The sequence below is a fragment of the Neobacillus drentensis genome, assembly GCF_036962765.1.
Taxonomy (GTDB): Bacteria; Bacillota; Bacilli; order Bacillales; family Cytobacillaceae; genus Neobacillus; species Neobacillus drentensis_C.
The window spans coordinates 36,794-49,584 of record NZ_JBALOS010000035.1; the positions used below are offsets into that span (position 1 = coordinate 36,794).

Genomic DNA, 12,791 nt, shown 5'->3' on the forward strand with positions numbered 1-12,791 from the left:
AAGGAGCTAATTCATTATGACCAAATTTTTTGGCTACATAGGAACGTACACAAAAGGAGACAGTAAAGGGGTTTACTCGTTTTCTTTTGACACTGATTCCGCAAAAATATCGGATATTAAAGCCGTGGCAAACTTAGAAAATCCTACATATGTAACCATTAGTAAGGACAATCAGTATCTTTACGCGGTCATGAAAGAAGGAGACGTGGGCGGTGTCGCAGCGTATTCGATTAATAAAACGTCAGGAGAACTAACACCGATTAACAAACAGCTATTACCAGGATCATCCCCTTGTCATGTTAGTTTAGATTCAAACAGGAAGTATTTATTCAGTTCAAATTACCACAAAGGCTCGGTTGAATCCTATTTACTAAATCCAACTACAGGGGCAATTAATCCCCCCGTTTCAATTATGAAACACGAGGGGGCCGGACCAGATCCTAGACAAGAAAAACCACATACTCATTTTGCAGGGGTCACACCAGACGAAAAGTACGTTGCAGTAGTTGAGTTAGGAACAGATTGTCTAATTACTTATCAAATTGGCCAAGATGGCTCTCTTGAGGAGGTTAGCCGCTTACCATTAAAAGCCGGCAGTGGACCAAGACATCTTGCTTACCATCCAACCAAAAACCTTGCTTACATCATGACCGAATTTAGTTCCGAAGTGATAGTATTAAGCTATCACCCGGAAAATGGTCATTTCACAGAGAGACAATATATTTCTACTCTTCCTGACGATTTTAAAGAGAATAACCAAGGAAGTGCGATTCATATTTCTTCAGATGGACGGTTTGTATACGCTGGTAACCGCGGCCACAACAGTATTGCAGTGTTCCGTGTCGATCAAGAAACCGGCGAACTTAGCTTAGTTGAGCTTACCTCTACTGAAGGTGACTGGCCAAGAGACTTTATGTTGGACCCAACCGAGAAATTTATCGTTGCTTCTAATCAAGAGACCAGTAATATTGTGTTGTTTTCACGGGATATGAACACCGGAAAACTTACATTATTACTGTCGGATATTGAAGTGCCGCATCCCGTTTGTATCAAGTTCTTAAATGTATAGTCTAAAGCTGAGCTGATTGGGACTACTCCTATCAGCTTTTTTATCAATACTCTAAAATGGTTTTTATTCGACAACCCCAATTGACAAATTTCATGTCCATTATTTTCTATAATTTAAATAAGAAATACTAGTAAGTTAGGAGCAAGGATTTTGGATCATCAGCCGATACAAGGTAGTAGAATAATTAACAAAAGGAAGAAACAGAAACGATTTCTTTTTATAAAAACCCTTATGATTATTTTATGGGGGCTATTTTTATTGGTAAATACTTGGACAGAAAGTATTGAGCGATTAATTTATTTACATTCATTTGGATTAAAATGGGTGTCAAATCCGAACTTTTTGTCTTTCTTTTATTTTAATGATTTAACTTTGATTCACTCTGAATTTATAAAAATTAAGTTAGGTCATTTTATCGGTTTTGCTATAATGGATTTTCTCCTCTTTAATCTATTAAGAAGTCATAAATATTCGGTTGGACTATCGATTATTTTTGCATTTCTAACAGAATTCCTACAACTATTTTTCGGTAGAGATGGACGGTTTTATGACCTTGCTATTGATTCATTTGGCGTTGTATCAGTATATTTTCTATTAAAGGGCATAAATTTTAGGAAGGGGCATATCAAAGGCTTATAAACCAAGGCAAGGAGTTCTAATTACACATTATTAAATAAACAGAAAAACGATTTTTGTTCATCCTGTTGCTTTGATGTTTTTAATAATTAAGTGCGTAAAATAGAAAATCCGTGACAATCTAAGGAGGACGTATATAGGCAAAGGATGTGTCTTTCTTGAATTTCTTTCATAGCCAGGAAACGCTTAATTCAATGGAGTGGATTCTTAGAGCAATTATAGCTTTTTTCTTTTTGCTAATTATTGCAAAAGTCATGGGTCAACGCGCCATATCCCAATTGAGATTGCTGGATTTTGCTATCACCTTGGTCTTAGGAAATATCATTGCCCATCCATTATCAGATGAACAACTGGGAATGAAAGGATCAATGATTACAACCATCGTGTTGGTGGTTTTGTATACTGGAGGTTTATTAGTCAGCTTAAAATCGACCCGCGTCGACAAGTTCCTTGATCCATCACCATTCCCTCTTATTAAAGAGGGTGAAATCATTTATAAGGGATTAAAAAAAGCGAGAATATCTATTGATCATTTATTAGCGGAGTTAAGGAAAGAAAAGATAGAGGATGTCAAAAAAGTAGCTCTAGCGTTGTGGGAGTCCGACGGGAAAATCTCGATTTTTTTAGATACTAAATATGAAGCCCTCACACCTGCAACCTATCAGATGAAAATCGAGCCCTTTGACCTCCCACAGACCATCATAAAAGAAGGCAAAATTGACTATTCCGCATTGCAACAATTGAACTTGGAGGAGAGGTGGCTCATTAACACACTTCAAAGTTTGCATCAGACTGAGGTACATAATGTTTTACTAGCAACCATTGATAGTAAAAATAATATTAAAACTTTTTTATATTCGTAAATCCGAATGACAAATTTAGCCACTGAGTCAACTGTTTATAATCCGTTTAATCCTATTTACTAAATCCAACTACGGGTGCAATTATCCCCCCAGTTTCAATTATGAAGTACGAGGGATCTGGACCAGATCCTCCAACTGAATATTTCATTGTCGCTTCGAACCAAGAATCCAAAAATCATGTGATTTATGCAGTGGGAAGTTGACGCTATTGCAATCGGATATTGAGGTTTCAATGTCTGTATGTGTAAATTTTTTGAATTAATAGGATATACATAAAGAACAGCTTTCACAATCAATGAATACTCGTTTTAATTAGATTTTTCAGCCAACAATGATCTTTTCTAACTTTCTAAAAGGTACGTTTTAGGAAATTTCTAATTTCATCAATGGAAAGTCCTAACTTTTTAGCTTCGTAAATAAGTTCTAACCATTCTGTATCAAGATCTTTTTCAGTAGTTAATGTAGACACAATTAACCCTCCTAAAATGATTACTATTTTAGGTAACTCAGCCATCCTACTTAGACCTGTAGCTTTGCGTCCCAATCTTTCGAGAGGTTTGCCTTTATCTTTCAAAGTATTAAAGTATTAAAGAACTATTCTAATAGTACTATAGCCTCGGGGTAAACTAAATGTAAATATTTCCAAAAATATCGACACAATTTCGACAAAATACAAGAAATGTAAATAAATTATTCATAGTTTAGAAGTTTTAGTACACATTTCTCACAAGTAACCTGACCTATTTCAATAAATTTAATTTTTCTAAGGGTTTTTCTTTTAATAATTCTTTCCGTATTAAACTCCAGACCACATACACAATGATATGGGTCTCTTACAATATGAATCTGATTTCTTTCTTTTATTAGTGGATATATCATTATTTCCCTTCTTTTCTAAGTATTAGTTCCCAAAAAAGAACGATATGTGTTCATTATAAAGAAAATGTAGAATTTTGTAAACGAAAGTGGTTAATTTTCCTCAAAGATATCTATAATACTAAAGTTGTATTGCCCTATAAGCATTAAGAAAAGTATGAAGAAAGGATGAGCAAATCGCTCATCCTTTTTCGGTTTCGAACGTTTCTTACTCTTGAATTAGTTAATGAGGTAAAAAGACTTTTACTATAGAAATAAATCTTTTTTTACATAAAGCCATATACATCTTAAATAAGGTTTCATCCTGCTCCCCACCAATTTCAGCAGCAACTTCATATTTTGAAGGCCAAATCAGGTTTTGCAGTTCAATCAGACTATATTTAACAGTATCATAGCTGAATAACTGATAATCAATAAAGTCAATATATTGCTTTAATCCTTTTTTGTTTTGATACTCCCATTTAGACTGTTTTAGTTTAAATGGCAGCTCTTTTACTTCATGCAATTGAGGGAATTGATGGTAGACTATTGATAAAGTCCTTTTTAACCGTTTTAATGTTTTGTGCGAGGCAGCCAGTTTTAATAAATAATCATAATCCATTTTTCCACCTAATTTGTAGATCAATTGTATAATGTCTATAAAGTATTTGGTTGAATCTAAATTGTGCCGCCAACCGTGTAAGCAAATCATATAAAACAAATGATTGGGAGATAGTTCTTTTATATATTTGGACTGACTAACTTGTTGAGCCTGTTCCCATATGTCATTTATATCAAATTGTGATGTATTTTCCTTCACCAGATTCCAATGAATTTCAACCACTAATGGTATGGTGGAACCCGGCAGTTTCTTGCTATAACTGCAATGAAAATGACCAGGTATCTGCTCCTCTTCGACGGTAAATCCCAATGATTTTACTGTCTCTATCGCGAGATTAATATCCTTGAATCTAATTAATAAATCAATATCAGATGTTGCTCTTGCTCCAACATGACCAAAATACTTTTCAGCAAAATAAACTCCCTTTAATGCGATCGCATCAATACCCTTGCTCTCAAAATGATTCAACATCATATCCGTTTGATTTTTTATAAAAAGGTTTTGGAATAATCCTTTCTCAAAGCCATCTTTTAGACGATTTTGAAAAAAAAGAGGGGTTTGCCTAAGCCTCCCCTGTTGCTTTAAAAAAATATAAACTTGAGATGCAATACCGTCATGTTCAATATCCTCAAGGACTAGATGATAAAAACTTTCAACCTGAGGCAGAGATTTTTTATTATCATATAAAATTCTGACTAACTCAATAGACACTAGCCTCATCTCCCCTATTTTATTTTGAAACTAATGTTAACGGTCTTCCTTTATTCGGACTAAATGATGCTTCATTTAGTTTCCGATATAAACCTTTTTGTCCCAGTAACTCTTCATGTGTGCCCTGTTGAATAATCTTCCCATCATTCATCACCATGATGACATCTGCGTTTTTAATTGTGGATAAACGGTGGGCAATAATGATAGTGGTCCGGTCTTTCATTAATTCTTCCAACGCTTCTTTTACGTAATACTCGGTTTCTCCATCTAAGGCAGAAGTTGCTTCATCTAATAAAAGAATGGGTGCATCTTTTAATATTGCTCTTGCGATAGCCACTCGTTGTTTTTGTCCTCCTGATAGCTTTATTCCGTTTTCACCAATTTGGGTGTCATACCCGTTTGGCAGTGATAGGATAAAGTCATGAATTTCAGCACGAATAGCTACTTCTACCATTTCTTTTTCCGTTATGTTAGGACGGGCAATCAGTAAATTTTCTTTCACTGTTCCCGAAAAAAGAAACGTTTCTTGAGGAACTAAGGCTATCGAACTTCTTAATTCAGAAGCAGAAAGTTCCTGAAGCGATTTTCCTGAGATTCGAATTTCACCTAATTGTGGTTTATAAAATCCTAGTAGAAGATTAAACAATGTACTCTTTCCTGCACCACTTGGACCTACTAAAGCAACGACCTTTCCATCTGGAATCTCGAGATGGAACCGTTCAAATACAGGTTTATTTTCCACATAGCTAAAAGTCACATTTTTAAATTGGATCGACCCCTTAATATCTTTGGACAATAAAAAGGAAGGTAGCTCTTTGATATCCGATGGTTTTTCAAGAACATCAAGTACTCTCTCAAGGGCGGCAACAGCTCGTTGAAATCCAGCCCAAATATTGGCCATTCCAGTAATGGGATAGAATAAGTGGGTAACTAAATTGAGAAAGGTTAACAAAGCACCAACTGTTAAACTTCCTTTTGAAACAAACAATGCCCCCATAGAGAGATTAATAATGAACGTTATATACCCAATAATTTGCTCACCCGTACGATACCAGTTTTGGAGTTTCGCATTATCCATTTCTAATTGATACAATTCTTCATTTTGTTTGGCGTACTTGTTGTATTGAAGCTTTTCAAGAGTAAAGGAACGAATAACTATGAAACCATGAAAAGTCTCATTTAATAAACTGTTTATATTTCCTACTAACCTGTGAATTAATCTTCCATTTTTTCGCAACAATAGTCCGAATACGAGACCGGATAGTGCTGCAATAGGCGTAATGATTAGACTTACCAAGCATAGTGTAAAATTAATGTTCATTAAATAAATGAACACTACAATATAGATGACTGGAAGTCTTATAATACTGAGAAGACTGCTCCCAATCATTCCATCCACCCCATGAATATCATTGGAAAAATGGGACATTAATTCACCAGAACGGTAATTGGCTGCCACTCCAGCCGGCAGTCTTAGAATATGATCAAACAGATGGTTTTTGAGATCCATCTTTACTGCATTCGTTGCAATTAAATTAAAGTATGTATAGGAAACATTCGATGCGATACTAGTGACAATAAGAAATGCCCCATATGGAATGAATGATAAAATCTGTTTATATCCTCCATGAATAGCGGCATCCGTGATATCACCATAAAATTTCGCGAAAGCAATCGTTAAATAAATATCTACTCCTAATAACAGAAGAATTACCAAATAGGCCTTCCATCTTTTGATGATAAAAGGCAGCACAAATGAATAGGCTCTTTTTATATCTTTCAAAGTAAAATATTGTTTTATGAGTGCGTTAAACTGGTCCTTCATGATTTGGACACTCCATTAGACTATTAATATTGTAGTTTTAACTTTTTGTTTAAATAATTCCGTAGAATACCTGATAGGATTGGATACGAAAGGATAAATTCCCCCCAAAATCGGGAGAGTACATGATCTGAGGTTATCACTACTTGTTTTTTCTTCACGCTAACTAGTTTCCCAAGTATCCAGTGCTCTTCAATCGGCTGGTCGAAGCCCAGGTTCGTATCGCCCTTTAGTAAAAACAACGATCGATCCTTTACTTTTTTAGATTCGACAAATCGATGAGCAATTAATTGGCCTGTTTGTGAATAATACAAAATGATATCGCCCTTGTTTAATAAAGAGGGTTTACATGGGACAAACCGACATGTATTTCCTTGTTGAATAAAAGGAAACATACTATTTCCAGATGCGGGCAGTTCCAGCCAGCCATCCTTGTTAATTGCCTTTTTTAGCAGTGTAAAGGTATGAATGTCAATCAGCATAATTAATCAACCCATACTGAACGAGATTCTCTACAAATTCTTCCATATCCATTTTTATCTGCTCCAGGTTTTCTCTAATGGAAAACTTCTCCAATAATGTTTGCGTAAGCGTGTCAACTGTTTGAGCTTCCTTCAGCATTGACCAGCAATGTCCGCCAACCTCATTCAACTTTGTAATCGTAAATTGAGTTGAATTCAGTATAATCCATTCACCGTCAAGTTCGGTGGCCTCACAATTACCTGATTGAATATATTGATTCATGATATTAGCTCCCAAAAGGTATTATTTTTTTGAAAATGAAGCTCATAGACAGGCACTTGCTTAACTAACAGTGTCATTAATCTTAGAATAGTTTTCGTTTCTTCCTGACTCTGAGGCCAAAAAAACACTTTATCTAGTAAATGAAGGAGTGCATCAGACATGCCTATTCTAGTTCTTTTATTTTGAAGTGCTTGGTGAAGAAGTTGAATACTCGCTAGTTCTACAGTACCTTCAAACGCCTTTGCTTCCAGTTCACTCCGGAAAGGTGAATTAAATATAGTTACCCCGTTCGAAGTGATTTTTAAAAGTGTTGCCTCATCAGAGAGGAGATTACGTGGATACGAAAGCTTAGCAGCGGTTGATTTACCTGCGCCTGACTGCCCAGCAAAAATATGAGCCTTCCCATTTTCTATGGCACATGAAGAATGCAGTAACACCCCCCAATTATGATGAACAATGAAGGAACTGAACAAGTTTGTTAAGGCATGTTTTAATGCCAGTTCATCAAAAACTGATATGGTTGCAGACTTAAATTGTGAATCTACTTCAATTTGATAATCAGCTCTAAGATAGGTAATTTTATCCCCTTGTCTGGTAATTTCAACTTCATAGTCAAAGAATGGAACACCATAGCCATCTCTTATTTTGATGATGAAATTTGGCTGTAAATTTTCTGAACTTAAATGGAGATGAAAGTTTTTGTCAAAAAATTTATTCATTGTTTCTGATTCACAATTGATCTGAATGAAATGGTCGCCAATTTTTGTTAGTAATTCGTTCATCTTGGTCTCCTTTCATTATAAAACTTATAAGGAAGTTAACGAAAACTCTCATTAACCCCCTTTGTTTCATGTAAATACTAACCACCAAAAGTTATTCCTGTTGTTTTCTTTTTATCTTTATCTCCATTTCCATTTCCATTTCCACCACCATTGCCATNNCTGTATATGGGGGATTTGGATAATTTATCCCACCATTTCCTGTCCCAGGATGATCTAGGTTCCCATGGCCCTTGTTCCAGCTTTGAGCCGTTTCAAAGCGAATTGGTTGATGGCTTAAGACCATTGGGCGTTCATAAGCTTTTTCTTTTATCATTATTTCACCTCCTTACTGAATATAATTATTCACTATAAAGAACGAACAAATTTAAAAATCCCTTTAATTATTGATTTATACGTAAATAATACATTAAAATTATATCTCTTTTTTGAAATTATAATATATAAACAATTCTTTTTAAAGAACAACTATTCGACAATATTTGCTTACTCTAGAGATACACAATTTGAGATTAAAAATTTTTAACAATCGATACTAGCCAATAAAAAAGAGAAGGCAGATGCCTCCTCAAACTAAATACTAGCATTTCTTAACACTTTCTTCATTTGTTCTGAATTCGGATAATCTGACTCTGTAAATTGGTTAATCACTTTGTTCACATCGTAATCCACTCGCATAATTGATGTTTGAAAACATTCTTCTTGGATTTCAAGTAATGCGTAAGATGATTTAGCTAAACCATCAAACGGCAGTCCTACACTTCCAATATTGATAATACATTTACCATTAATGTACCTTATAAATGGCTTATGAATGTGGGCGTATATGTATATATCCGCTTCGCTGCCCATCATTTTCTCAGCTATCACTTGATCACTTTCATATGGGGTAACCACTTCAAACAAACTCTTTGGTGTTGCGTGATATGCATGAATTCTTACTTTTCCATATTCCAGCTTAAGTTCGGTTGGCAAATTCTTAAGGTAATCAATACTAGCTTTATCTAATTGTGAAAATGTCCAGTCCCGTTCTCTACTCATCATTCCAAGAGCACTGTCGGGTACCTCGCCCTCTTTAATCCCGCGTATAACCCACTCATCAGCATTTCCCTTGATCACATCAGTGTTTAAAGATCTAACAAGATCCAAAGAACGCTGCGGTTCTGGCCCCCTAAAACATATATCACCAAGAACAAAAATCTTTTCTACATTTCTTTGGTTAATGTCTGCTAATACAGTATCGAGAGCTGTCACATTACCATGTATATCGGATATAAATGCAATCCTCATATTAAAACTCCTCCCTATTTAATTGTATTTTTTTATTTGATTATATCTAATCCCTATTATTGTGGAACTGTATATCAAAAATTCTTGTCCTATACACTTTAAAGTAGCCCTAATTTTACCATTTATCAAATGTTAAGGTTAGTTTTAGATTTTGTTACCGGCTTAGTATTTCTTCTCAGTTACTGACCTTGATCAGCATCGCTCATCTCATCGCCTTCTTTAACAAAATTAAAAGCACCCTATTAATCGGATGCTTGAAAGAAGATTTATTGAAAATTTTTCCTTGCTAAGACTCTTGTAAGGATATATTTTCCTTTTATAATTAATGTTTTTATCCAGTGCGGTTCCTCTGCTGTTACTTATCCGTTACTTCGAACAGAGTGTTAACTTAAAGTATCCATTTGCTAGGTTTTAAGCACTTAAATAAGAGTTACATAAATTTAAATTTTAGCGCACTAAAGTGACTGACAATTTTATCGCGATTCCTAACAAACGTTTATTTATTGATGGAAACATTAACCGGGCTGTTAGAAGATTTGCCCGTACTGTTTAAATACTGCACCTGCAGGACCTAGTAATTTCCATGTTATAATTAGTCTTTTTGTCCAAACTACTGCCCCATCTGTAACACTGGGCTTCCCACCCCAAACAGGTTCCGTTGTACCAGAAGTTCCTGCTGTAGTACATTCATAGTAATATGTCCCATCTGATGATGAAGGTAAGATAATATCACCTACAGCATAACTTTTAGATGTCCACCCAGTCATACCTTTCGTGTCGCTAACTGTCGTATACATTGGGCTTGTAGGGAATGTTGGCGCTGTTTTAGTAGATTTGCCACCAAGTCGGTTTGTACAATAATAGACATAGCTATTTACTGTTATTCTAGTATTCCAGCTATAATTGGTTGAAGCACTCCAATTGCTGTAGGTATCTAAGAACCCTTCTTTGGCACATATCCAACCCATAAATCCGGAAGTCAACATGTTTGGATTCCTAATTTGTTTTCCTAATTTGTAGAAACCCTTAGAAGGAACTACTGTTGCCCAATCATACGGATCTATTGCTCCATTAATAGTGTTATTCGAGAAGTATTGCATTTGAGTTTGGTCAACTACATATGTTATGTTTTCCTCTAATGTATTATTTTTTAATATTATTTGGAATGCATCTGGGGTTATACTAGGTGCGTTAACTGCTTTCATAGCTAAATTTGATTTGAATCTATTGCCATCAAGCAAGAGAGTTCCCCCTGTTACGTTACTCCAGAATCCATCGATAACGCCTGAAGAAGTAGATGTAGCATTAGGATACTCGAAAAAGTTATTGATTAGCTCAAATCTTCCCTTTGTCAATGCTGAAAAATAAAAAGCACTGCTTGTCCCGCCATTAAAAGTACAATTTATAAATCGTGCCAATTCATTATTAGCACCTGAGAAGCCAAAAAGATTATAAGAATCCCATGTGAATGTACAACCAATAAACTCCACCCTTTTATTAGTTGTCAGGTTACCAGAATTATTAAATCTACATCCAATATAAGTACCACCTGGTACTCTAATTCCACCATCGTTGTTTGGTTTTTTAGTATTTAGGAATAAAACATTGCTGTATGTCCAGCCCTCAATTGCATTAACATCGCCATCAAATGTTAATGCCGTAGAACCTGTATATCCTTCAAATGTACAGTTTGTCATCGTTTGTGGATATGTTCCAGCGTTAAACCCACCACCTGAGGGGGCGTTATTATAATCTGAATCAACGGTAAATCTACAATTAGAAACAGAAACACAATAAGCTTTTGGTCTAGCAACATTTAATGAAGCATTCGTAAAAATATTATTATCTACGATTGCTGGTTCGGTTGTACCATTACCTATACCAATATTTGACCTGTGTAGCTGATTATTACTTATTACGCATTCACCATTTATTTGGGCACTTGTATCTTTAAAGTAGTTTCCTTCTATAAAGAGCTTTTTAACACCAGGGTACCCAGTAATTCCAATACCTCTTTCTATTTTATTATTTCTAACATGGAAATTTTTTCCTTTAACAAATATTAGTTGTAAACTACTATCATGTAAGAAGTTATCCTCAATCCATAGGTTTTGGTTTAATGCAAAATTATCCTCCACATCTAAGGCTGCTTGCGGTGCTGTACCACTTATATGGTGAATATCATTATTTCTAATCCACACAAATTTAGCACCTTGTAGTGCGATACCTAATCTTCGCGTATGATGAATGTGGCACTTCTCTACAAATGTAAATTTAGGTATTGTCATACACCTTAAAGTCAGTCCGTTTCCTGAAGATGAAGGGACATTTGGTTGATGTAATACTATTTTTGCTCTGGTTGCACCAGCAGGTAATGGAATTTCATCAAAGAAATCAATATTTGTTAGGGATGAATTAAAAGTGCCATTAGCATTATAGAATATAATATCAAATGGAAGTGTTCCATCAATCTCGGAGCCGACAGACTGGTAACTAACATCTCCGTAGATACCAAAAGTCTTCCATTTAACTATTTGGGTATTAGTGAGGTCTAGAAATATATTCGAACGAATTTTGGTTAAATCTGCTTTTAAGCTACCATCTGTAGTACTAATAGAGCCTGATTCAAATGTTATAGCATAAGATTTTGTTGGTGTTGTAGTAGCATAAACTAGACCTTGGCTAGAAAATAAGGATACTCCATCCCCAGTTAGCTCTAAGAATTCTATATTATCAATTGTCGTAAATAGTGTATTAGTACCCTCGCCTTTAGTTGGATCTGTTGTATTTGGAAATAAAATACCCATACCCCATTCATGAGTGGCTGCCTCACCTGGAGTTGAATAATTATGATTATATCTGTCACCCTGTATTATTCCATTTGTAACCCTAGAGAAGACCTGATTCTGTTTGTAACAAATAACTGAATAACCAGCTAACCCATTATTTCGTATTCGCAAAGTTGAACCGTTTAAATTCAGAGTCATAAAACTCTTAGGCTGTATTGGAATTGTTTCGTCAATTAAATACGTTCCTTTAGGGAACATAAATTCAGTGTATCCTTGTTGTGATGCCCATGTTAATGCATTATTTATACCGTTAGAATTAGCCGTAGACAATGTTTTATCATTAAAATCAAGAACTATGTTGGATACACGCCATATATCTAATTCCATGACATATGCATTTGTACTTATACTCAACTTATCGCCTCATTTTCTTATTTATTCACTCCCTTTAATATATTCAAAAACAGGTTAGTTTCCAGTCTTAATACCTATCTGCTATGCCCTTTTTGTAAGAATACTTCAAATGAATCATAAACTTCTTAAGCAATGCAGGTTAAATTATTTATATAGAACAATAAAACTAAAAAAATAATGATTACTCACTCTATTAT

Annotated in this window: 11 protein-coding genes, 1 pseudogene and 1 riboswitch; of the genes and pseudogenes, 4 read left to right on the forward strand and 8 right to left on the reverse strand. The window is 35.0% G+C overall.

All coding sequences use genetic code 11. The features are described 5' to 3' along the window. Positions 1-16 precede the first annotated feature (16 nt). The 4 genes and pseudogenes from V7137_RS06045 to V7137_RS06060 all read left to right on the forward strand — a co-directional run. Complete coding sequence (locus V7137_RS06045; RefSeq protein ID WP_335697232.1) at positions 17-1,069, forward strand: lactonase family protein; 1,053 nt, start codon at positions 17-19, stop codon at positions 1,067-1,069. 150 nt (positions 1,070-1,219) lie between these two features. Next, on the forward strand, positions 1,220-1,708 hold the full coding sequence (locus V7137_RS06050) for a VanZ family protein (protein ID WP_335697233.1): 489 nt from the start codon (positions 1,220-1,222) through the stop codon (positions 1,706-1,708). A 155-nt stretch (positions 1,709-1,863) separates the two neighbouring features. Continuing rightward, positions 1,864-2,568, forward strand: coding sequence for a DUF421 domain-containing protein (locus V7137_RS06055; protein ID WP_335697234.1), 705 nt, complete (start codon positions 1,864-1,866; stop codon positions 2,566-2,568). Between the two features lie 131 nt (positions 2,569-2,699). Beyond that, a pseudogene (locus tag V7137_RS06060) lies at positions 2,700-2,830 on the forward strand (6-phosphogluconolactonase); the annotation flags it as partial. Between the two features lie 87 nt (positions 2,831-2,917). On the opposite strand, the gene V7137_RS06065 reads toward V7137_RS06060, so the two are convergent. From V7137_RS06065 to V7137_RS06100, 8 genes are all read right to left on the reverse strand, one after another. Next, complete coding sequence (locus tag V7137_RS06065; RefSeq protein WP_335697235.1) at positions 2,918-3,037, reverse strand: anti-repressor SinI family protein; 120 nt, start codon at positions 3,035-3,037, stop codon at positions 2,918-2,920. A gap of 28 nt (positions 3,038-3,065) precedes the next feature. After that, a riboswitch (cyclic di-GMP riboswitch) is annotated at positions 3,066-3,140 on the reverse strand. Between the two features lie 527 nt (positions 3,141-3,667). After that, positions 3,668-4,756, reverse strand: coding sequence for a nucleotidyltransferase family protein (locus V7137_RS06070; protein ID WP_335697236.1), 1,089 nt, complete (start codon positions 4,754-4,756; stop codon positions 3,668-3,670). A gap of 19 nt (positions 4,757-4,775) precedes the next feature. Next, positions 4,776-6,581, reverse strand: a complete 1,806-nt coding sequence (locus tag V7137_RS06075) for an ABC transporter ATP-binding protein (protein WP_335697237.1) — start codon at positions 6,579-6,581, stop codon at positions 4,776-4,778. Positions 6,582-6,604: 23 nt separating this feature from the next. Further along, positions 6,605-7,060, reverse strand: a complete 456-nt coding sequence (locus tag V7137_RS06080; RefSeq protein WP_335697238.1) for a hypothetical protein — start codon at positions 7,058-7,060, stop codon at positions 6,605-6,607. Next, positions 7,050-7,322, reverse strand: a complete 273-nt coding sequence (locus V7137_RS06085) for a PqqD family protein (protein ID WP_335697239.1) — start codon at positions 7,320-7,322, stop codon at positions 7,050-7,052. The genes V7137_RS06080 and V7137_RS06085 overlap by 11 nt, the downstream gene beginning before the upstream one ends. Then, positions 7,319-8,104 (reverse strand): hypothetical protein, encoded by a 786-nt coding sequence (locus tag V7137_RS06090; protein WP_335697240.1) that lies wholly within the window; start codon positions 8,102-8,104, stop codon positions 7,319-7,321. Before V7137_RS06090 ends, V7137_RS06085 begins: the two co-directional genes overlap by 4 nt. Positions 8,105-8,674: 570 nt before the next feature. Then, positions 8,675-9,391 carry a metallophosphoesterase family protein gene (locus V7137_RS06095; RefSeq protein WP_335697241.1) on the reverse strand — a complete coding sequence of 239 codons (717 nt, stop codon included), beginning with the start codon at positions 9,389-9,391 and terminating at the stop codon, positions 8,675-8,677. 527 nt (positions 9,392-9,918) lie between these two features. Then, on the reverse strand, positions 9,919-12,594 hold the full coding sequence (locus V7137_RS06100) for a right-handed parallel beta-helix repeat-containing protein (RefSeq protein WP_335697242.1): 2,676 nt from the start codon (positions 12,592-12,594) through the stop codon (positions 9,919-9,921). Positions 12,595-12,791: the final 197 nt, after the last annotated feature.